Source organism: Proteiniclasticum ruminis DSM 24773 (assembly GCF_000701905.1).
GTDB lineage: Bacteria > Bacillota > Clostridia > Clostridiales > Clostridiaceae > Proteiniclasticum > Proteiniclasticum ruminis.
In genome coordinates, this window is record NZ_KL370832.1 from 161357 (window position 1) to 184481 (window position 23125).

Genomic DNA, 23125 nt, shown 5'->3' on the forward strand with positions numbered 1-23125 from the left:
ACAGGCTTTAATAGCGAAGCAGTCGCGGAAAATCAGGAGATCACCGTAACCTACGAGGGCAAGACCGATACCTTCACTGTAAACATCATTCCAAAGGCATTGACAGAAATTAAGGTTCAATCACGTCCATCAGATACAGAGTATGTGGAAGGACAGGAGCTTAATGAGGAAGGTCTTACTGTGGTTGGTATTTACAACGATGATTCAGAAAGAATATTAGAAAAATCAGAGTATACCTTAGATGGGTACAACAAAAACACCATAGGAGAGCAGACCATCACAGTGAAGTCTTTAGAATTCACCACTACGTTTACTGTAACAGTGATCAAAAAAGCTGTAGCTGAAATTATCATAGAAAAACTGCCAGCTAAGCTGAGCTATATCGTTGGGCAGGTTCTTGAGAGTGAAGGCATAGAAGTGAAGGCGCATTACAACGATGGAGAAGAGAAATTAATTCCTCAGGCGGACTTAGCTTTCAGCGGGTTCGACAGTGTCGCTCCTGCTTCAAAACAATTGATTACAGTCTCTTATGAAGGGAAGACAAAGTCCTTTGAAATAGACATCATCCCAAGACGGATTATTGCACTGGAAGTAAAGACTGAACCTGAAATGATGATTTATGTTGAAGGCCAAAAGCTGAACTTGCTGGGGCTTACACTCGAAGCCACTTATAATGATGGTAAAAAAGAAACCGTAAATCACACCAAGATTATTTCTGAAGGCTATGATGCAAGTAAAGTTGGAGAACAGAAAATCAATCTAAAAGCAGACGAAGCATTTGTGGAAATCACTGTTACGGTGATTCCGAAAGTAGTTGAAAGCATCAGATTGATTTCACTGCCAACAAAGACAATTTATGTGGTAGGGCAGAAGCTAGACATTACAGGTATTAGTGTGGAAGAGACTTATAACGATGGCGAAAAGAAGCTGGTGAAGATTACCATGGACCATATATCTGGCTTTGATAGCAGTAAAGCAGTGGAAGACAAGGTAATCACCATCACCTACATGGAAAAAGCTATGACCTTTACTGTAGACATCATCGAAAAAGTATTGACCTCACTGATCATAACAAAAGAACCATCCAGAGTACTCTTCTACGTAGGAGAGACACTGGATCTGACCGGAATTGAAGCGATGCTTCTGTATAATGATCTGGAAGAAAAGACGCTGGATGTTCTGGCATCAATGATTTCAGGTTTTGACAGCAGCAAGGCAGCACAAAAACAAGTCATCACCATCACCTATGAAGGTAAAACAGCCTCATTTACAGTAGATGTTCTAGATAAAAAGGGACTTGAAGAACAGATGGAAGACTTGGCAGGATCCCTCAGCAGTGAAAAAGCAAATGAGCTGAAGAATCTCATTGATGCTATGGAGGATACACCAGAAAACAAGAAGATCATTGAAGAGTTTACATCCATACTGCAGGAAGTAAGAAAAATTGAAAAAGTAGACTTAACAGCACCAGCACCTGAAGATAAACCTCAGCTGACACTTAGTGAGGAAACTCTGAAGAAACTGAATTTGCCTGAAGTACTTGAAGATGACGTAGTGGCGATGACTGTTAATCTACAGACGAAACAAATACCGGAAAATATCATAAAAGATGTTCAGGATAAACTGGGCAAGAAAGAAAATGTGCTGCTTCTTTATGATATGAGCCTTGTGAAAACTGTTGAAAATGAAGATGGAAGCATCTCTGAAAGTATCATTGAAAACAAGGACATTCGTGGAAAGCTTACCTTAAGAGTTCCAGTACCTGAGACAATGAAGAACAAGAAAAATCTTGAAATCATCTATGTTTCTGAGACTGGAAAGATTGAGAAGTTAAAGACAGAAGAACGCACTGAAGATGGTATCCGATATCTCTACTTTGAAACAAGTCATTTCTCACTGTATGGCATCATTGCAGCAGCTGAAGAAATCATTGACGAGAATGAAGAGAAACCTGATACTGAGACAGAACAGCCTGTAGAAACACCAGAAGAAGAAAATACAGATAAGGAAACAACTGAGAAACCAGAGGAGGATAAGGAGCCTGAAACGGAAACTGATTTACCAAAAACTGGAGAAACAGGAACTAGCACTTTCTTATTTGCTGGAATTCTGATGATGGCGGCAGGCGCCTTCTTCCTGAAGAAAAAAAACAGAAGAATTTCATAATGTGAATGAAGAGCCACCGCAGAGCGGTGGCTTCTTCTATACTTTATTAAAATATAGAAATTGGCTAAAAGAATATCATCAGATGGAGAAATACCTTATAATAAAGATACGTCAACATGGAACATGCTGTGCGGGATGAACCCTATGCATAGCTACAGAAGGGAGAGAATAGAAGGTATGATGAAACTCGGCATCGCCGGTATAGGTGTCATTGGAGAGAGCTATCTGAAGCTATTTTCAGAAGGCAGAATCAAAGAAGGAGAAGTGGTTGCAGTGGCCTCCAGAAATACTCAAAGGGTAGAAAAAATTCTGGAGAAGCTGAATCTTACGGAAGTGAAGGTGTATGGGTCCTTGAAGGAGATGCTGGAGAAAGAGACTTTGTCTGGCGTCATCATCACAACGCCGCACAAGCTCCATGTGCCCATGATGAAAGAGGCTCTACAGATGGGCGTCTCGGTGCTGACGGACAAACCCCTTTCCAGCACTCGAAAAGAAGCAGAAGAGATGGCAGTCTTTGCTAAAGACTATCCGGACCTGGTGAAAGGGGTGCTCTTCAATAAAAGAGCGAATCCCATCCATAAAGAGATCAAAAAAATCGTGGACAGTGGGGAACTGGGTACCCTTCGACGAGCCCTCTATGAGGTGACGGATTACTACAGATCCCACAGATACTATGAGGAAAGCGGATGGAGAGGCACCTATGAAGAAGAGGGCGGAGGCGTTCTGATGAACCAGGCGGTCCATCAGATGGATCTTCTCACCTGGTTTACAGATCTTCCGAAAGAAATCATGGCGTTACTGAAAGAAGGAAACCATAGACCCATGACCACAGAGAACGATGCGTATCTTCATCTCTTCTATGAAGGCGGAGCTGTGGGGCACTTTATTACCTCCACCCATGAAAGCCCGGGAGTACACCGGCTGGAGCTTTCCTTTGACCAGGGGCAGATTCTCATGGAAAACGAAAGAACTCTTAAAATCACAAAGCTTCAGGAGCCAGAAGAGGACTTCTCAAAAAAGACAGAGACGCTTTTTGCCCATGTGCCTGGAACGTCCCTCGTGAAGGAATTTGAACCCCTGGAGGATAAAGAAGAGCATGTGAGAACCATTGAGAACTTCATCCAGGCCCTCCAGGGGAAGGAAGAGATCCAGTGCTCCCTGGAAGAAGCCTTAAAGAGCATCACCCTGGTGAATGCTGCATATTTCTCACATTTCACGGGAGAAAAGGTATCAACGGATTTTTCATTGGAAGCATATGATAGAGAACTTGATAGAAAAATTCAGGAAGAAAGAGCAGTAACAGAACGAGTGCGGATGAAAGAAAAAAAATAAGCAGAGTGAGTGAGAAGGAGTACAGCATGAAATTTGTCTGGTATGAAAAAAACGGGATAAAACAATTAGGAGTACTTCAGAAAGAAGAGAGCCATATCCTGAGCCTTAAGGATCTTCTTCCAGAAAGAGGGTTTCTGGATCTGTTGGACTTCATCAAGCGGTATACACCAGAGGATATAGCGGTTATTAGAGGGGCCATGGAGAAAGAAAAGCCCCAGGGAACACCCCTGACAAAGGTGAGGGTTCTTTCTCCTATAGAGCGCCCCATACACGACATCATCTGTGTAGGCGTCAACTATGAATCTCATTTGAAAGAAAGCACCCTAGGTCTGAAAGATCCGAAACTGGATGGACCGAAAGAGCCGGTGTATTTCTCCAAAAGGGCAGTGCGCATCCTGGGAACAGAAGAGCCTATAGAAGGGTTTCTGTCTCTTGACGATGCCCTGGATTATGAAGTGGAACTGGCTGTACTCATGGGAAAGGAAGGGCGGGACATCCCAAAAGATAAGGTGAAAGACCACATCTTCGGCTATACAGTGTTCAACGACGTCTCCTCCAGAACCCTTCAGAAAAGCCATATCCAGTGGTATAAAGGAAAGAGTCTGGATACCCACAGCATTCTTGGACCCTATGTCCTTTTTGCAGAAGATGCAGCTTATCCACCAGACTTCACCGTGGAAACCCAGGTCAATGGAGAGCTTCGCCAGAAAAGCAGCACCCGGTTATTTATACATGATGTGGATAAACTGATCTCTGATTTTTCCAGAGGGATCACGCTGGAAGCAGGGGACATCATAGCCACTGGCACTCCCAGCGGCGTGGGCATGGGCTTTGACCCACCGAAGTTTCTAAAGAGCGGAGACCTGATGGAGTGCAGTATTTCAGGCATCGGAACCTTAAGAAATAAAGTAAGATAACACTTAAAAAGAAAAAATGGTTCCAGTGGAAGTGAGAAGAAGTGCTTTTCACTTCCACTGTTTTGTACATATGAAGTTGTTGACATTTTCTGACCACTGAGAAAGTGTGAGCAAACAGTGAATAAATTGCAAAATAAGCACGTTTATAGAAATAATTTTCATAAATAAAGTTATTATGGAAAATTTTTCATTTCTTCTATTGAAACCGTAAAACTCATGTGTTAATGTGTGAGTGTAATAGTTTACAGATTATAAATCTCCACAGAAAAAATTGAAGGGGAAGAAAAGAAGCATCCTAAGCTGGTTACCGGTGTGCTGTTTAACCGCAGAAGCTCGGACCTTTATCAGAAGGTGAAATCCCTTGTGGAAAGCGGTGAGATGGGAGAGCTAAGGCGGGCCATTTATGAGATCACCAATCTTTACAGGAGCTACCGCTACTATGAAGACAGCAGCTGGAGAGGCACCTATGAGGAGGAGGGCGGCGGCGTCCTGATGAACCAGGCCATCCATCAGCTGGACCTTCTTCTGTATCTTACAGGTCTGCCAGCATCCGTCAGGGCCTTCATGAAAGAGGGATTCCATAGACCCATGACCACGGAGAACGATGCGGCTCTGCATCTTTTTTATGAGAATGGCGCGTCAGGTCATTTTTTGGCCAGCACCCATGAAAGTCCGGGCCTCAACCGCCTGACCCTGTCCTTCAGTAAAGGGCAGATTGAAGTGGAGGACGACGCAAAGCTGAAAATCACCAGGCTTTCAGAAGAAGAGGAAGACTTTGCAAGAAAAACAGACCAGCATTTTCTTCATGTGGCAAAGACCGTGGAGGAGTACTCCTTCAGCATCCTTGGCAACAGTGAGGAGCACAGAAGAACCATTGGAAATTTCATCAAGGCCATCCAAGGAAAAGAGAAGATTCTCTGCTCCTTTGAAGATGGACTGAAAAGCATCACCCTCGTCAACGCTGCCCATCTGTCCTTCTGGTCCGGGGAAGAAGTGCCCATGACTTTCAGTGAGGTGGAGTATCTGCTTCATTTCAAAGGTAAAGTCGAGGAAGAGAAGAGGGTTCGGTCATTACAGAAGAAGCGTTGAGAAAAAACAGACTGTGAACGTCGGGGGAGTAAGGTTTACAGTATTTTGAGAGAGGAGGCGGCGGAAACTTCAGATGAATAAGTCATCCGCCGGTACTATAGAATGAGAGATAAAAATGAAATCATGAATGCCATAAGAGGGGGGCTCATCGTCTCCTGTCAGGCACTGCCTGAAGAGCCGCTGCACAGCTCCTTTATCATGGGCAGAATGGCCTATGCCGCATATCTTGGTGGTGCCATCGGCATCCGTGCCAATACTGTGGAAGACATCAAGGAAATCAAAAAGACCGTAGATCTGCCCATCATCGGCATCATCAAGAAGGTGTATGGAGACAATCCGGTGTTCATCACCCCAACCTTCACCGAGGTGAAAGCCCTGGCGGAAGAAGGGGTGGATATCATTGCTCTGGATGCCACCCATCGGGAAAGACCAGATGGAAAGAGCCTGAAAGAACTGATGACGGAAGTGAAAACACATTTTCCACAGCAGCTTTTCATGGCAGACTGCGCCACCTATGAGGATGCAGTCACTGCCAAGAAGCTCGGTTTTGACTTCATCGGCAGCACGTTAGCCGGATACACCGAAGAAACCAAGGGAACAGATCTTCCAGATCTTCCCCTCATAGAAAAAATGGTGGCCTTGGACGTGCCAGTCATTGCGGAAGGCGGCATCTCCACCCCAGAAGAGCTGAAAAGTGTTCTGGATCTTCATGTACACTGCGCTGTGGTGGGTTCTGCCATCACAAGACCCATGGAAATCACAAAAAGATTTGCAGAAGTAGTGAACTCCTAGGAAAGTTTCTTTATGATAGAAGATGAAAGCAGGTGGAATCATGAATGAGAACAGAAAAATACTCTGCGCGGATGTGGGCGGCACAAAGATCAAAGCGGCCCTGGTAAATGAGAAGGGTCAAGTGGAAGGTTTCATGGAAATGCCCACAGAAGCCCATCTTGGGGGGCCTCACGTCATGTCGAACCTCAAAAAGATGTTAAGCACCTATACAGGATATGAAGCCATCGGCATCAGCACTGCAGGACAGGTGGACAGCGAAAAAGGAGAGATCCTCTACGCCAATGAGAATATTCCCCGCTATACGGGAACCAAGGTGAAAGAAGTACTGGAAGAGGCGTTTCAGGTGCCGGTGAAAGTGGAGAATGATGTCAATGCGGCGGCTCTAGGAGAAGCCTTCTTTGGCGCTGGAAGAGAAGAGAAGGATCTTCTGATGCTCACCTATGGCACAGGGGTGGGAGGCGCTCTTCTATTCGGAAAAGAGATTTATAAAGGAAGAGAGGGCATTGCTGGAGAGTTTGGTCATATGATCACCCACCCAGAAGGCACCCTCTGCAACTGCGGACAGAAAGGCTGTTATGAAGTCTATGCTTCCACCACGGCTCTCGTCCGAAAAGTCATGGAGCTGGATGATCATCTCACCAACGGCAAAGAGATATTCAGCGCCATTTTTGAGGGAAGAGAAGAGGTGCGAGATCTATTGGAAAAGTGGGCCCAAGAAGTGTCCTATGGACTGGTGAATCTCATCCATATTTTCAATCCATCTCTCATTTTATTGGGTGGTGGACTTTTGGAACAGCCACTAGCCTTTGAGCTCATCGAGCGTGAAACAAAAAAAAGGACCATGGAGAGTTTTAGAAAAGTGGTTCTTAAAAATGCCAGCCTAGGCAATCAGGCAGGTTTATTGGGGGCAGCGTCCCTTCATTTGAAATAAGTAGAAGTTTGGGGGAACCTTTTGTGAGCAGTATGGATGTATTTTCAAATATCAGCACCTTATTCAATTCATTCACCAAGTCTGAAAAGCGGGTGGCAGAATATATTCTTCAGAACCGAAGCCAGATCATGTATATGTCCATCACGGAGCTTTCAGAGAAATCCTCCGTAGGTGAATCCAGTATCTTCCGGTTCTGCAAAGGACTAGGCTATACAGGCTATCAGGAGTTCAAAATAGCTGTGGCTCAGAGTCTATCCGGAGAAAACAGTGACGCCACCTACACCATTGGCACGGAAATTCTTCTCAATGACTCTTTGGAAGAGATGGCCAGCAAGGTGAAGATGACCAACATCAGTGCCCTGGATGAAACAGAAAATCTTCTGGACTATGGCGTGCTTCGTGAAGCGGTGGAAAAGATGGTGGAGGCGGATAAGATCCGTTTCTTTGGCATCGGATCGTCCCTCATCACGGCCATGGAAGGGCACAACAAGTTTTTAAGAATCACGAATAAGGCGGAGCTCACCGTGGACAGCCATCTTCAGGCCATGTCCGCAGCGCTTATGACGGATAAAGAAGTGGCCATTGTCATTTCTTACTCCGGACAAACGAAAGACTCCATCGAGGTGGCAAAGATGGCAAAGGCCAGCGGGGCTTATGTCATTGCCATCACCAGGTTCCACAAAAGTCCCATGACGGCCTTTGCCGACGCGACCCTTCTTTGCGGAGCCAATGAAGGACCTCTGCAGGGAGGTTCCCTCTCGGCTAAAATCGCTCAGCTGTATCTTCTCGATGTGCTGTATTTTGAGTACTTCAAGAAAACCTATGAAGTGTCTAAAGTAAATAAGGAAAGAACCGCCAAGGCTGTGGCAGACAAGCTACTATAACTATAGAAAACCTAGACTGTATAAAGTAAGATTTTGTGTATCCGCCCAGAAGGGCGTAAGGAGTTGTAAAAGTATGATCATGGATCATCTGTCCAGAATATCCAGTTACTGTTTTGAAAATGAAAATATGAGAATCGCCCAGGAGTTTCTCATGAAGCATGACTACAGAACCCTTCCCAAAGAAAAAATGGAGATCAAGGGAGACGAGGTGTTCCTTGTGTACCATGATATTACGCAGAGTCCTCTGGAGGAGGCCTTTTATGAAGCCCACAGAGACTATGCAGACATTCATTTTACCCTGGAAGGTATGAACTTCATCCGGTCCACCCTCATTGACAATATCCACATCACCAAGGCGTATGTGGAAGAAGGGGACTATCTCCTGGGATCCTATGAAGGAGATAGCTACACCGACAGCTATATGGGACCTGGATATTTTGCCATCTATATGCCAGAAGATGCGCATCTCACCAACGCGCACCCAATAGAGCGTGCCAATGTGAAGAAATATGTGATCAAAGTGAAAGTCCGATAAGAAAGAGAGGAGCAGCGGAGCTGAAAAGCGTACCGCTGTTTTTTAGTTTGTGGTATTTCTGCTGAAGTCATCTTTTAAAAGAATCATAGACTACGTGTTTTTGCTCTCGTGAAATGACATAAATATGATGGAGATTTGATTAGGACAATTATTCTATTGACCGTCCAAGATACCAACCAAGACACCACGCAAGCTGAAGATGATAGTGATGATGGATTAAAAGCACTACTTGAGTTTTGATCCACGCTAAGAACAAGGAATGAAATGCAAGAATTAATGTAGCTAAAAAATCGGGAATATTTAAGGAAGAAAATACTCAATCCACTAATGAAAGGAAACCTTCTATAAGCTCACAGTGTCTGATAAGCTGACAAGTCCAAATCGAAAATATTACACGAGTAGATAAATGGAGAGCTCATTACAATGTGCTGGGCTTTTTTATACACTTATCTTATCAAATGAACCACCAATATAGAAGAAACTCGTATAGGGTTTCAGACGTATCAAGAATTCTGAACGGAAATAAGCTTCTGATATTTAGAAAGACGCAGGTACTGGAATTTTAAATCTAAAGAAATAGCGCTGAGAAAACCCAGCGCTAAAGATGAATGGCGTTATATCCTAAAATGGTTTTGAAGTTTACATGATTATTGACTGCATGGAGAGAATCTTTTCAGGGAGGAGAAGCTTTGCTTCTGTGGCTTCCAGAATTTCCGCCAAGGTGAATTCCTCGTTTATTTCTCTCAGAAGGAGACCTTCCGGTGTCACTTCGATGACGCACATTTCGGTGACAATAAGGTCCACTTCCCCCATGGCTGTCAGGGGCAAAGTGCATTCTTTGAGGATTTTAGGACTGCCTTTGGCGGTATGTTCCATGGCCACGATGACTTTTTTTGCACCGGAGAGAAGATCCATGGCACCACCCATACCGGGCACCATTTTGCCAGGGATCATATAATTGGCGATATTTCCTCTCTCATCCACCTGCAGGGCTCCCAGTACCGTGAGATTCACATGGCCGCCCCGGATGATACCAAAGGAGGTGGCGCTGTCAAAAAATGCTCCGCCCGGCAGGATGGTCACCGGGATGCCTCCAGCGTTTGTGATATAGGGGTTGATGCTGTCATCGGAAGGAGAGGGGCCAAGACCCACAAATCCGTTCTCGGACTGGAAGATGATGGTTTTACCCTGGGGTACGAAATTGGCCACTTTGGTGGGAAGACCAATGCCGAGATTTACCACATCGCCATCAGAAAGCTCATGGGCTACACGTTTTGCGATAAATTCCTGAATCTTTTCTTTATCCATCATTTAAAAGGCACCTCCATCTACAATGAAATTGACAAAAACCCCAGGGGTATGTACAGAATTCGGATCCAGATCTCCCACTTCCACCACTTCCACGGCCTCCACAATGGTGATGTCCGCTGCTGCAGCCATCATGTTGTTGAAGTTTCGGGTGGAGCCGTGGTAATGGATGTTCCCGAACTTGTCCACCTGATTTCCGAAAATCAGTGCCACATCCGCACGGAGAGGTTTTTCCAGAAGGTAGACTTTACCGTCCACGGTCACCTTATCTTTTCCTTTTTCCACTTCTGTCCCAAGACCTGTGGTGGTGAGTACGCCGCCCAGACCATGACCGCCTGCTCGAATCTGCTCAATAAGCGTGCCCTGAGGCACCAGAACCACTTCGGTTTCTCCAGAAAGCATCTGACGGCCGGTTTCTTTATTGGTGCCCACATGGGAGGCAATGATTTTCTTGAACTGGCGGTTTACTACCATTTTTCCGACACCGCGGTCGATAAAACCGGAATCGTTGCAGATGAGGGTCAGGTCCTTGACGCCTTTTTCGATGAGCGCATCGATGAGACGGTCCGGAGTGCCTACGGCGAGGAAACCTCCGATCATGACGGTGTCTCCGTCTTTCACATGTTCAATGGCTTGGGAGAGGTCAATGAGTTTGTTCATATAAAAGCTCCTTTCCTGTATCTCTATGAAAAGTCTTAGCGTCAGCTCAAAAATACGAGACTGGTTCATCCGAAAAATCATGAGAAAGTACATGGTTTCTCCTGAAGTATTTCTTTACTCAACCTTATTAAAACGTTATCATAGAAGAATGTACAGGACGAAATTTTCATAGATTCTATAACATTAAGTTATAAGATGAAAGGTAGAGAGCAGAAGTTACCCGGAAGGAGGAAAAGCCTTGAATATAGACCATCTGAAATATTTTATCACTGTGGTGAACAATGGATTCAACCTCAGTGAGGCATCCAAAAAGCTTCATATTTCACAACCGGCGCTCAGTAAGTATATCCTGAAGTTTGAGGAAGAGGAGCGGGTGGATCTCTTCTATAGAAAGCATGGCAGACTTCTGGGACTTACACCTTCCGGAGAGAACTTCTTTGCCAATGCCAAGGGTGTGGTGGAAGCCCACGACCGGATGCTTAAGGAGCTTAGGGAAGCTTCCAAGAAAGTGCGGGGAGTCATCCGCATCGGCATTCCACCCCTGATCCTGACGGTCCTTTTTACAGAGGTCATGTCTAAGCTGATTCTTCTCAATCCGCTGATCAAGTTCGAAATCGTGGAAGCAGGAGCTTTTGAGCTCAGGAAGCTTCTGGCCATGAATGAACTGGACTTTGCGGTGCTTCTTTCGCCGTCGGAGTTGAATCCCCAGGCGTTTTTGGAAGTGCTTCTGAAAAAAGACGATCTGACGGTGTTTCTTTCCAGTACCCATCCACTGGCGGAAAAAGAGATGCTAAGGTGGTCGGATCTGGAGAAAGAAAAGCTGGCTCTCTTTAATGAAAGCTTTATGATCCATCATCTTCTCATGGGAAAATTCAGAGCCCTGCGGATGGAACCGGACATCCAGATCCTTTCCGGATCCTGGGACTTTCTCCTGGAGGTGACCAAGGATTCAGAGATGGTGACAATCCTGCCTTCCCCCATCACGAAGTTCATTGCCACGGACGGCATCCTGGAGAAAAAGCTGGTGTCACCGGTATCCTGGAAGGTTGTGCTCACCCATCCTCTGAAATCCTATACCTCCACCCTGGAAAAGTATGTGAAGGAAAGCATTGTGGAGTACTTTCAGAAAGGAAAGGACATTGTGCCCATCAACGGAGAAAGTGAAGAGGAAAAGCCTTTGTGAATACAGATGTCCATGGGATTTGGCGTTGAAGAGTAACGGAAAAAAGGGTATCCTTAAATAGAATGCATCAGCATCATGGGATGCTGAAACGGATGAATAAGAGGTGGAATGATGGGAAATTATTATGAAAAAGCATTAAGTCTCCATGAAGAATGGAAAGGAAAGATTTCAGTGGAGCTGAAAGCGCCGCTGATGGACAAAGAAGATCTTTCTGTGGCCTACACACCAGGTGTTGCGGAGCCTTGCAGAGAAATCGCAAAGGACAGAGACAATGCCTATAAATATACATGGAAGGGGAACATCGTAGCGGTGGTCTCCGATGGGACAGCGGTCCTGGGTCTTGGAGACATCGGACCGGAAGCGGCACTTCCTGTAATGGAAGGAAAAGCTGCGCTTTTCAAGAGATTTGCAGGGGTCAATGCGATACCTATCGTTCTTGATACAAAGGACTCCAAGGAGATCATTGAAACGGTAAAGCGTATTGCGCCTACCTTTGGCGGCATCAACCTGGAAGACATCAGCGCGCCCCGATGTGTGGAGATTGAAAGAAGCCTCATCGAGGAACTGGATATTCCAGTGTTTCATGACGACCAGCATGGAACTGCCATCGTGGTGACAGCAGGAATTATGAATGCTTTAAAGCTCATCGGCAAGAAGAAGGAAGAGGTCACTTTGGTGGTTTCTGGAACAGGCGCCGCAGGAAGCTCTGTGATCAAGATGCTTCATGCCTACGGCATCCGAAGCATTTACGCCTTCAATGTCAACGGAATTCTAAGAAAGGGCGATATGGAAGAATACAATTTCCTGGAAAAAGAGCTGTGCGAAATCACCAACGAAGCGGATGAAGCTCTGACGTTATCAGAAGCCATGAAGCGTGCGGATCTTTTTGTGGGCGTCAGCGCGCCCAAGGTGCTGACCAAAGAAATGGTTGCCTCCATGAAAAAGGATGCCATTGTTTTTGCCATGGCCAATCCGGAGCCGGAGATCTCCTATGAGGATGCAGTAGACGCTGGAGCCCGGGTGGTGGGTACCGGCCGTTCTGATTTTCCGAACCAGGTGAACAATGTGCTGGCTTTCCCAGGACTCTTTAAAGGAGCACTCCAGGTACGTGCCAGTAAAATCACTGAGGCTATGAAAATGGCAGCGGCAGAAGGCATCGCTTCTTTAATAGAAGAAAAGGATCTTCGGGAAGACTATGTGATTCCAGGCGCCTTTGATGAAAGGGTAGCGGAAGTGGTGGCAGATGCCGTGGCGAGAAAAGCTGTGGAAGAAGGCCTTTCCAGAATTTAGGATAGGGAGCTGAACGCGTTGGAACTTCTAGAGGCAAGAGAAAAGAGGGACGCCTTTGAACAGGATCTTCTGGAGAAAAACGGTCAGGTGCTTCTGACGCTCCGGGGGAACTATCCTGGAGAGAACAAGGATGCACCATCGGTGTCCTATGTGGTGGAAACCTTAAGAAAAGAGGTGCTGAAGACTTTTCGTGTTGAGGAAGAGTTTGCGGAGCAATCTAAGGAAGGACTCCTCTACTTCTTTCTTCTTCAGGAAGAGGGGGGTGAGGCAAAGAGAAAGGCGGTTCTTCTGGAGGAGACGCATCCATTAGGAAGACTTGCGGATCTCGATGTCCGGGACAGGGGAAGGATCTATTCCAGAAGAGATCTGGGATGTCCGGAAAGAAGCTGCTATCTATGCAAAGAAAAAGCGGTTTACTGTGTACGGTCTATGAAACACACCATGGAAGAGGTCATTTTATATTTTGAGAAACAGGTGAAAGAGTATCAGCTGCTGGAGTGTGAAAACACTCCACAGCGCCAATGAAACGGGGGAACGATATGGAGATATTAAAACAGGCGGTATGCGGGACCATCCAGTCCAACGACTGCTTTGTGAGAGTGGCGCCAGGAGAAGAACTTTTTCTTCATCTGGAAAGTACAGTGCTGGATGCTTTTGGGGAACAGATTGAACATGTGGTGCGGGAGACTCTTCTTGGGCTTGGCATCACTAAGGGTCAGATTTATCTGGAAGATAAAGGGGCGCTGGATTATACCATCCGGGCCAGAGTGGAAACGGCGGTGAAAAGAGCAAATGGCTAGAAGAAGTTTACTGTTTATGCCTGGAAACAATCCAGGAATGCTTACCACATCAGATATACTAGGAGCGGATACCCTGGTCTTCGATCTGGAGGACGCGGTGTCCCTTCAGGAGAAGGATGCTGCAAGGACCTTGGTCAGAGAAGCGATGTCTTTTCTTACCTTTACCGATTCTGAAGTCACAGTGAGGATCAATCCCACAGACTCACCCTACTGGAAAGAGGATCTTTCTGTCATGGTGCCTGCAAGGCCTCAGGGCATTGTGATCCCTAAAGCCACAGAAGCTTCCGTGAAGCTGGTGGAGGAAGAAGTGGAAAGGCTGGAGAAGCTTCATCAAATAGATAAGAAGCTCTTTTTCATCCTCATCGTGGAATCCGCCCTGGGTCTTTTTGATCTGAAGAGCACATTACAGGCAAGCCGCCGGATTGAAGGGCTTATCCTTGGTGGAGAAGATTTCACCAGCGACATGGGAATAAAGAGAACTGCGGACAGCCATGAGCTTCTCTTTGCCAGATACCAGATTGCCACAGCGGCTAAAGCCTATGGTATGGACGCCATCGACACACCTTATACAGACATCGATGACATGGAGGGGCTGAAGGAAGATACCAGATTCTCAAAATCCATCGGATTCACCGGAAGACTGGCCATCAATCCAAGGCAGGTGGAGCCCATCCATGAGGTATTTTCGCCCACTGCCCTGGAAATTGAGGAAGCCCAGAACATTCTTCTGGAAGCGGAGGAAGCAGAAAAAAAGGGCCTTGGTGTATTCAGCTATAAAGGAAAGATGGTGGATCTGCCGGTAATCAAGCGTGCAGAGAAGACCATGGCATCTGCCAGGAAGTGGGGGCTTGTGAGATGAAAAACAGTTTAGGAAGAGAAGGGCTCTTGAGACCCTATGAAGGAGCTTTTGTAAATAAGAGACATGTGGAGTACTCCGACAACAAAGAAAAAGGTAGAGTTCCGGAGTTTTCGGAGAACCTTGATGATGTGCTGGATGCCTTGGATCTTCAAGATGGCATCACTGTGAGCTTTCACCATCACTTAAGAAATGGAGACCAGGTGCTGAATCTTGTCATGGGGAAACTTCAGGAAAGAGGACTGAAAGGGGTCACTGTGGCGGCTTCCTCCTTTTTCCCCTGTCATGCTCCATTGGTTCCCATGTTTGAGGACGGTACAGTCACACGGCTTCATGCTTCTTACATGTCAGGGCCTGTGGCAAGGGCGGTCAGTGAAGGGAAGGTGAAGGAGATCTCTACCATCACCACCCATGGAGGAAGACCCAGAGCCATTCTGGAGGGAGAACTGATCATCGACGCAGCGTTCATCGCAGCGCCTGCAGTGGACTTTCATGGAAACCTCACAGGATCCGAAGGACCTGCTGCCTGTGGTGTTCTTGGCTATGCTCATGCGGATGCCCAAGCAGGCAAAAAGGTGGTGGCCATCACCGACACGGTGAAAGAGTCTGTGAACCGGCCGGAAATTTCAGGACACCTCATAGACTATGTGGTAAAAGTGCCAACCATTGGAGACCCCAAAGGTATTGTATCCGGCACCACAAAAATCACCAAGGACCCTGTGGGACTGAAGATTGCCCGGGATGCAGCGACGGTCATTGCACACAGCGGTCTTCTGAAAGACGGATTCAGCTTCCAGACCGGCGCCGGAGGCACTTCTCTGGCGGTAGCCCTGGAAGTGAAAAAGATCATGAAGGAAAAGAACATTATAGGAAGCTTTGCTTGTGGCGGCACAACGGATTATCTGGTGGATATGCTGGAAGAAGGATATTTTGAGAAGCTTTATGATGTGCAAGCCTTTAATTTAGATGCAGTGGAGTCTGTAAAGGTCAATGAGCGTCATGTGAAGATCTCAGCCAATACCTATGCGAATCTTCATAATGACCATAATATTGTGAATCAGCTGGATGTGGTGATTCTTGGTGCGTCGGAAATCGATGTGGACTTTAACGTCAATGTCACCACAGGCAGCGACGGATATATCCTTGGAGGGTCCGGTGGCCATGCGGATACAGCAGCTGGCGCAAAGCTTGCTATCATCGTTTCCACACTCGTTAACAGCAGAATCAGCTGTCTGGTGGATCGGGTAACCACGGTGACAACGCCAGGGGAAACCATTGACATGCTCGTCACAGAGCGTGGTATTGCGGTTCATCCAAGACACAAGGAGCTGATCCGGACGCTGAAAGAGGAAACCAGCCTGAAGATCATGGACATCAAAGAGCTGAAAGCTGTAGCAGACAGCTTAACAGGCGTCCCCAAGAGAAAAGAAAGAACCGGGGAGATTGTGGCGGTCAGCGAATACCGGGATGGCACAGTCCTGGATGTGATTCGGAAAGTAGAGAAATAAATTAAATATGGAATGGTGGACCTCACAGCTTAGAAGAAGCTTGTGGGGTTCTTTTTTTGTACTTCATTTCTCGGGAGGGGTTTATTTTCATGCAGTGCATTCTGATTTCAAACTGCCACCGAAGAGGACATAAGAGAACTAACAGAATCCGGAATTATTGTGAAGAATTATACAACATGTGGAGTGATATGGATATAGAAAGTTGATTGGGCTCTATAGGAAAGTTATTAGCATTTTCATGAAGACAATGGTGTATATTTTGAAAATGATTAAATAATCTCAGAAAAATGATTTTATACAGATGTGTATAATCCTGACTTAACTTATGGTGGAAGTTCAAAAGAATTTCCTTTATGAAATGTTAACAAAATACACATAAAACTATAATCGGTATTATAAAATAAAGAATTTCACGAGGTGAAGTGAAAGAATATCATACAAACAGTTAGATTATGATAATATTTCGAATGGAAATTATAAAGGAAGTTAAAAATATAAAGAGAATTAGCGCAAAAGATGACGAGTAACTCTATATATTTCAATCATAGATTTATTTAAATTTAACAATATTGATTATGGAGGCTTAATTTTGTAGAATAATAGTATAAAGTGTCGTAATGAATTATTGTGTTGTTTCAAAGTACAAGTCGGGACTTACAATTTGGACAAAATTCCTCAAGGAGGGAGAGAGAACCATGAGAAAATGGAAAGCGTTTCGGAAGTTTTTAAGTGTAATGATTGCAGCGTTACTGATTCTGCCTGGCGCAGTGAAGATTGATGCAGCAGAAGCTTTTTATCCCATTGATGCAGAAGATGCAGTTGTGTTAAGCGCAAAAATCGTTGGTGAAACTTCTACCAATGACCATACCTATGCAAAAGCCATCTGGACCAACGGGGATTTCGTTTATCTGATGACGGACAGTACCCATGACATCAAAGAGGTCAAGCTTACCGCTCCGGGTGGAGTCATCACGGCAATATCTTATACTGCCTATGCTACCACTGATACGGTGAGGGTGGGAGATCAGGTGTTTGCGCCTGACTCATCCCAAGGGAACACAAAGGATTCTCATCTGACCGTAGCGAAATTCTCGCTCAGCGAATTCCTGTCCACCCTTGGGTTAAATGGTGGCAATACCTATGGTATTGAAGTAATTTCTGAACAGGGAAAAGGTCATTGGATCTATGGCACACTTCAGATTACCATACCAAAGGCGAAAGCTGTGGTATCCAAGACCTGGATTGACGGGCCAAAGTATGCAGCATCTATTGACCTCTACAAAGATTATAAGGATGAAACCATTCCTTACACACCGACTGTAGCCAGCTCTTTTGAGCTGACAGAAAGTCAGAGCACTGTAACGAAAGAAGTGAATTATACAGACAACCTCGGAAGAGTCCTTACTTACTTCGCAGAGGAAAAGAACATACCAGAAGGGTATACGGCCACCTACAGTGCAGTGGAGAAGAGTTTCGTGGATGGGTTCCATGTGTATAAGATGAGCATTGAAAATAAATACACACCTCCACTCATGAACATTGAAGTGACCAAAACCTGGAAAGATGAAGGGGGACCTTTAAGACCGGAAGAAATCACTTTCAAGCTTTTTAGAGGGCAGGAGACAGAACCGATCATGACCCAGACGGCAGATGTTGATTCGGGATGGAAGACCACTTTTATGAATCTTCCGAAGACCACATTAAACGGAACTGCCATCACATACCGTGTGGAAGAAGTGCCTGTTCCTGGGTACAGCACCGTCATTGACGGATTTACCGTAATAAATACAAGAACAGAGAAGTTCAATCTGCCTGTGGAGAAAATCTGGAAAGATGAGCCGGGCACAGCCATGAGGCCAGCCGCTGTAACCTTCAATCTCTTGAGAAATGAGATCAAGGTTTCAGAGATTACCTTTGCTGCCAATGAGAGCTGGAAAGGTGAATTTAAAAATCTGGACAAATTTGACGGAAATGGAGATCTATACACCTATAGCATCACCGAAAATAGTGTGCCTGGATACATGGGCAGTGTGAATGGATTCACCATCACCAACACCAGAACCGGTGTTGTGGATATCCCGGTGATGAAGATCTGGAAAGACATCAATACCAGTTCGAGACCAGATGGGATTACAATCCATCTGATCCGAAACAATGCACCGTATAAGACAGCAGAGATGAAACCTGTGGAAGGCACCTGGTCCTATACATTTAAAGATGAGCCGGCCTTTGACAGCAATGGACTCCCTTACACCTATAAAGTGGAAGAAGTGGTTCCTGATGGATACAAAGGCAGTGTAGTAAAAAATGACAACGGAAGCTTCACCATCACCAACATCAGAGTCAATGAAATCACCCTGCTGGGCGAGAAGACTTGGCTAGATGATGGCACAGGAAGACCAGAAAGCATTACGGTTCAGCTTCTTCAAAATGGAAGCCCATATAGAAGCGCAGAAGTGGAACCTGATGAAGAAGGCAAATGGCTCTTCAGTTTCAGTAAAGTGCCTGAATTCAATGAAGATGGCATCCCTTACATTTATTCACTGAAAGAGCTGACTGTAGAAGGATACCTGGCAGACATCGAAGACAATGAAGATGGCACCTTCACCATCACGAACCTTCGTGTTGGGAAAGTGGATGTTTCAGGAGAAAAGACCTGGCTGGATGACGGCACAGGAAGACCAGAAAGCATCACAGTGAATCTTCTTCAGAATGGTTATCCCGTAAACAGCAAAGAAGTAACACCAAACGAATCTGGAAAATGGCTGTTCAGCTTTATGGATCTGGATGAGTTTGACATGATGGGACTTCCTTATACCTACAGTGTGGAAGAAGTTCCAGTGGATGGATATAAGAGTACAGTGAAAGAAAAAGACGACGGAACCTTTGAGATTGAAAACTTGAGAGAAGGGCTTGTGGACATCGCTGGAAGAAAGACCTGGAAAGATGCGGGACCTCTTTCAAGACCAGATTTCATCACCGTGAATCTTCTTAGAAATGGAGAAGAGATCATGGATAAAGACGTATATCCTGGAGAAGCAGATGTATGGAGCTTCATTTTTGAAGATCTTCCAGAGTTTGATGATAAGGGTATCGCTTATACTTACAGCATCACAGAAGAACCAGTCTCTGGTTACGCCAGCACAGTCTCTGAAGAGAATGGCGGCATTCTGATCACCAATGTGAGAGTCAATGAAATCAACATCCTTGGCGAAAAGATCTGGCTGGACGACAACAATCCGGACAGATCAGAGTCCATCACTATTTACCTCAGAAGAAACGGTCTGGAGTACAAGAGCGTGAGTGTGGAAGCGGATGAGGAAGGAAACTGGTCCTTCGCCTTTATGAAAGTGCCTGAATTCGATCAGGATGGACTTCCATACACTTATACCATCGAAGAGGAAGACCTGGACGGATACAAAGAAACGGTGAAGAAGAATGAAAATGGCACCTATACGGTGACAAATCTCCTGGAGGGACTGGTGGAGATTTCTGGAGAAAAAACCTGGCTGGATAACGGTACAGGAAGACCGGAAACCATCACCATAAAGCTCCTTAGAAACAATGTGGAGTTCGACAGCAAAGTAGTGTCAGAAGTCAATGGAAAGTGGATGTTCTATTTCCTGGATCTTCCGGAATACGATGAGGATGGAAAAGCTTATACATACACCATCGAGGAAGTCCCAGTGGAAGGATACGAAACCAGCATTACCATGAAACAAGATGGCAGCTACATCGTAGAGAATTTGAGAACAGGCGTCACTTCCTTGTCAGGCAGAAAGATCTGGCTGGATGATGGAAACAGAGAAAGTGAAAGCATCATCGTGAATCTTCTGAGAAACGGCATAAAAGTGGACGAAGCATCTGTATCAGAAAATGAAGTTGGCGACTGGAATTTCAGCTTCACAAATCTGCCGGCCTTTGATGAAAAGGGAATTGCCTATGTGTATACCGTCACTGAAAATGCTGAGGAAGGATACAAAACTTCCATTTTGAAAGAGCAGGACGGCACCTTCACCATCACAAACCTTCGTGAAGGATTCGTAGACATCCTTGGTGAAAAGACCTGGCTGGATAATGGAGAAAGAAGTGCAGATACCGTCAGAATCAACCTCCTTAGAAATGGCGAGCCTGTGGACTTCAGAAATGTCAGTGAAGGACAGGACGGAAAATGGACCTTTGAGTTCCTGGAACTTCCAGAATTTGACGAAGAAGGCATCCTTTACACCTACACCATCGAAGAAGAGGCTGTGGAAGGCTATACCTCCACCATCCGCATGAATGAGGATGGCAGCTATACGGTAGAAAACCTGAGAACAGGCATTGTCACAGTATCTGGTGTAAAGACCTGGCTGGACAATGGAGTAAGAAGCATAGAAAATATCATCATAAATCTTTTGAGAGATGGACAGAAAGTAGACGAGAAGAGTATCCCGCTGGGTGAGAATGGCGAAGCAAGCTTCTCCTTCGAGAACCTGCCGGAGTTTAATGAGAAGGGTATTGCTTATACCTATACCATCACAGAAGAATCCGTAGAAGGATACAAAGTAAAGATCACAGAACCAAGAGACAATTACTTTGAAGTGGAAAACCTGAGAACAGGCATCGTGGATATTGAAGGGGACAAGGTGTGGCTGGATGATGAAAACCCAGAAAGACCAGAGTCCATCACCGTGAAGCTTCTAAGAAACGGCGAAGACTATAAGTCAGAAACCATCACAGAAGAAGACGGCTGGAGCTTCTCTTTCCTGAACGAACCGGAGTTTGATGAAAAGGGCATCGCTTACACCTACACCATCGAAGAGGAAAATCTGGAAGGATACAGCGAGAGTGTGCTGAAGAAAGAAGATGGCACCTTCACTGTGACAAACCTCCGAGTGGGCGCAATCAGAGTATTTGGCGAGAAGACCTGGCTGGATGATGAAAATCCAGAAAGACCAGAAAGTATTACACTGAACCTTTTGAGAAATGGTGAGATTTCTGATTCCGCTGTTGTATCGAGAGGGGAAGATGGAAAGTGGACCTTCAGCTTTGATGAACTGCCAGAGTTTGACGAATACGGTAAAGCATATGTTTATACCCTGGAAGAAGAAGCGGTAGAAGGCTACAGCACAAACATTGACGATCTGGAAGACGGAGAGTATTTAGTTACGAACCTCAGAGTCGGAACAGTCGATATTTCCGGAGAAAAGACCTGGCTGGATGATGAAACAGGAAGACCAGTAAGCATCGTCATAAACCTTCTCCAAAATGGCGAAGAAATCGATGAAGAGATTGTAACACCAAATGAGGAAGGCGCATGGAGCTTCAGCTTCAATGAACTTCCAAAGTTTGATGACATGGGTAAGGCTTATGAATACACCATCACAGAAGACTCTGTGGAAGGATACGAAAGTACTGTAACACCAAATGAAGATGGATCCTTCACAGTGGAAAATCTGAGAGTGGGCATCGTGGAAGTATCCGGCGAAAAGACCTGGCTGGATGATGAAACAGGAAGACCAGAAAGCATCACTGTAAACCTTCTTAGAAATGGAGTGTTTGACAGATCCCTGGAAGTCACAGACACAGAAGGCGCTTGGAGCTTCAGCTTCACAGAGCTTCCTCAGTTTGATGAGAAGGGTATCCCTTACACGTATACCATCGAAGAAGTACCAGTAGAAGGCTATGAAAGCACCGTAACACCAAATGAAGATGGCACCTTTACCATTACGAACCTGAGAGTAGGCATCACGGATGTATCCGGCGAGAAGACCTGGTTTGATGATGGAACAGGAAGACCTGAATCCATTACGGTGAACCTCATTCAAAACGGAGAAGAGATTGCGGAAGCGCTTGTGACACCAGATGGAGAAGGTAATTGGACCTACAGTTTCCCTGAACTTCCAGAGTTTGACGAGGAAGGCATCGCATATCTCTATAGCATCACAGAAGATCCTGTTACAGGATACAACACAAACTACGTGCCAGGCACCTACGATATTCAGAACACCCGAGAAGGCATCGTGAACATCAATGGCCAGAAGACCTGGGATGATCTGTTCGGAAGACCAGCAAGCATCACTGTGAATCTTCTTCAGAATGGAGAAGAGATAAGAGAGCAAGTGGTTACCGCTAATGCATCCGGACTATGGCTGTACAGCTTCACAGAGCTTCCTGAATTTACAGAAGCAGGTATCCCTTATGTGTACACCATCACAGAAGATGCGGTACCAGGATATGAAGCAACTGTAACAGGCACAAGTATTCTGAACAGACAGCTGAGAGCGACACTGAGCATCATCAAGATTGATGACTTTGACTTCCCTGTGGAAGGCGCAGTATTTGAAATCACAGATGAAGAAGGGGTTGTGCTCTTTACTGGAACTACAGATGAAGATGGACTCCTTAGTGCGGTTCTCCCACTAGGCACCTACATCGTATCAGAGATCAGCGCACCAGAAGATTACATCATTGACGATACTCCAAAGACAGTGCTGCTGGATGAAGATGGAGAAGTGCTGGAGCTGACTGTAGTGAACATTCTTGAAATCGAAGATGTGGAACCACTGCCACTGCCAGAGGAAGAAGAGGAAGAAGCGCTGCCAAGGACTGGATCCGAAAATGTCAATTACCTTTATGGATTAGGCTTGATCCTCATTCTGGGCGGCACAGTGCTACTGTCCAAGAAGAAGAGAACTGTAAAATAGCAGCATCTGAAACAACACATATACCCATCCAAAAGAGGGGCAGCTGGAAACAGCTGCTTCTTTCTTTTTGTAAAATGTGTTGTGAGATTCATAAAAGTAAAAGTTCTCATTTATGACATTCCTTTGTGAGATTTAAATATGTAACGATTTCATGAAACAGTTTCAGGTTTCCTTTCAATAGTGAC

At 45.5% G+C, this 23125-nt stretch carries 17 protein-coding genes; 15 read left to right on the plus strand and 2 right to left on the minus strand.

Translation table 11 applies throughout. From position 1 onward, the window contains the following. The 8 genes from T487_RS16575 to T487_RS16090 form a co-directional block, all read left to right on the plus strand. The coding region (locus T487_RS16575) for a bacterial Ig-like domain-containing protein (RefSeq protein WP_031577737.1) at window positions 1-2166 on the plus strand (2166 nt) is incomplete at its 5' end. Window positions 2167-2343: 177 nt separating this feature from the next. Then, window positions 2344-3498, plus strand: a complete 1155-nt coding sequence (locus tag T487_RS0113880) for a Gfo/Idh/MocA family protein (protein WP_162178265.1) — start codon at window positions 2344-2346, stop codon at window positions 3496-3498. 26 nt (window positions 3499-3524) lie between these two features. After that, window positions 3525-4415, plus strand: coding sequence for a fumarylacetoacetate hydrolase family protein (locus T487_RS0113885; protein WP_031577739.1), 891 nt, complete (start codon window positions 3525-3527; stop codon window positions 4413-4415). 312 nt (window positions 4416-4727) lie between these two features. Beyond that, on the plus strand, window positions 4728-5504 hold the full coding sequence (locus T487_RS0113890; protein WP_051651742.1) for a Gfo/Idh/MocA family protein: 777 nt from the start codon (window positions 4728-4730) through the stop codon (window positions 5502-5504). Window positions 5505-5606: 102 nt separating this feature from the next. Next, entirely contained in the window at window positions 5607-6296 is a 690-nt protein-coding gene (locus tag T487_RS0113895) for an N-acetylmannosamine-6-phosphate 2-epimerase (protein ID WP_031577741.1), read from the plus strand. A gap of 40 nt (window positions 6297-6336) precedes the next feature. Next, window positions 6337-7227 (plus strand): ROK family protein, encoded by an 891-nt coding sequence (locus T487_RS0113900; protein WP_031577742.1) that lies wholly within the window; start codon window positions 6337-6339, stop codon window positions 7225-7227. A gap of 32 nt (window positions 7228-7259) precedes the next feature. Continuing rightward, entirely contained in the window at window positions 7260-8111 is an 852-nt protein-coding gene (locus tag T487_RS0113905; protein ID WP_031577743.1) for a MurR/RpiR family transcriptional regulator, read from the plus strand. A gap of 73 nt (window positions 8112-8184) precedes the next feature. Next, window positions 8185-8646, plus strand: coding sequence for a NanQ anomerase/TabA/YiaL family protein (locus T487_RS16090; protein WP_051651743.1), 462 nt, complete (start codon window positions 8185-8187; stop codon window positions 8644-8646). Between the two features lie 639 nt (window positions 8647-9285). On the opposite strand, the gene T487_RS0113915 is transcribed toward T487_RS16090, so the two are convergent. Both T487_RS0113915 and T487_RS0113920 read right to left on the minus strand, forming a co-directional pair. After that, window positions 9286-9954, minus strand: a complete 669-nt coding sequence (locus T487_RS0113915; RefSeq protein WP_031577745.1) for a 3-oxoacid CoA-transferase subunit B — start codon at window positions 9952-9954, stop codon at window positions 9286-9288. A gap of 3 nt (window positions 9955-9957) precedes the next feature. Next, entirely contained in the window at window positions 9958-10614 is a 657-nt protein-coding gene (locus T487_RS0113920; RefSeq protein ID WP_031577746.1) for a CoA transferase subunit A, read from the minus strand. A 238-nt stretch (window positions 10615-10852) separates the two neighbouring features. Here T487_RS0113920 and T487_RS0113925 point away from each other — a divergent pair, with 238 nt between their 5' ends. The 7 genes from T487_RS0113925 (at window position 10853) to T487_RS0113955 (ending at window position 22940) form a co-directional block, all read left to right on the plus strand. Beyond that, the gene (locus tag T487_RS0113925) at window positions 10853-11797 is read left to right on the plus strand and encodes a LysR family transcriptional regulator (RefSeq protein WP_036909570.1); all 945 of its coding nucleotides are present in this window, start codon (window positions 10853-10855) and stop codon (window positions 11795-11797) included. Window positions 11798-11908: 111 nt separating this feature from the next. Further along, on the plus strand, window positions 11909-13087 hold the full coding sequence (locus T487_RS0113930; RefSeq protein ID WP_031577748.1) for an NAD(P)-dependent malic enzyme: 1179 nt from the start codon (window positions 11909-11911) through the stop codon (window positions 13085-13087). Window positions 13088-13105: 18 nt separating this feature from the next. Continuing rightward, complete coding sequence (gene citX, locus T487_RS0113935) at window positions 13106-13612, plus strand: citrate lyase holo-[acyl-carrier protein] synthase (protein WP_031577749.1); 507 nt, start codon at window positions 13106-13108, stop codon at window positions 13610-13612. Window positions 13613-13626: 14 nt separating this feature from the next. Continuing rightward, window positions 13627-13887, plus strand: coding sequence for a citrate lyase acyl carrier protein (citD, locus tag T487_RS0113940; RefSeq protein ID WP_031577750.1), 261 nt, complete (start codon window positions 13627-13629; stop codon window positions 13885-13887). Beyond that, window positions 13880-14746: an HpcH/HpaI aldolase/citrate lyase family protein gene (locus T487_RS0113945; protein ID WP_031577751.1), complete on the plus strand. Its 867-nt coding sequence runs from the start codon at window positions 13880-13882 to the stop codon at window positions 14744-14746. Before citD ends, T487_RS0113945 begins: the two co-directional genes overlap by 8 nt. Next, on the plus strand, window positions 14743-16251 hold the full coding sequence (gene citF, locus T487_RS0113950; protein ID WP_031577752.1) for a citrate lyase subunit alpha: 1509 nt from the start codon (window positions 14743-14745) through the stop codon (window positions 16249-16251). Before T487_RS0113945 ends, citF begins: the two co-directional genes overlap by 4 nt. A gap of 695 nt (window positions 16252-16946) precedes the next feature. Continuing rightward, window positions 16947-22940, plus strand: coding sequence for a Cna B-type domain-containing protein (locus tag T487_RS0113955; RefSeq protein ID WP_031577753.1), 5994 nt, complete (start codon window positions 16947-16949; stop codon window positions 22938-22940). Window positions 22941-23125: the final 185 nt, after the last annotated feature.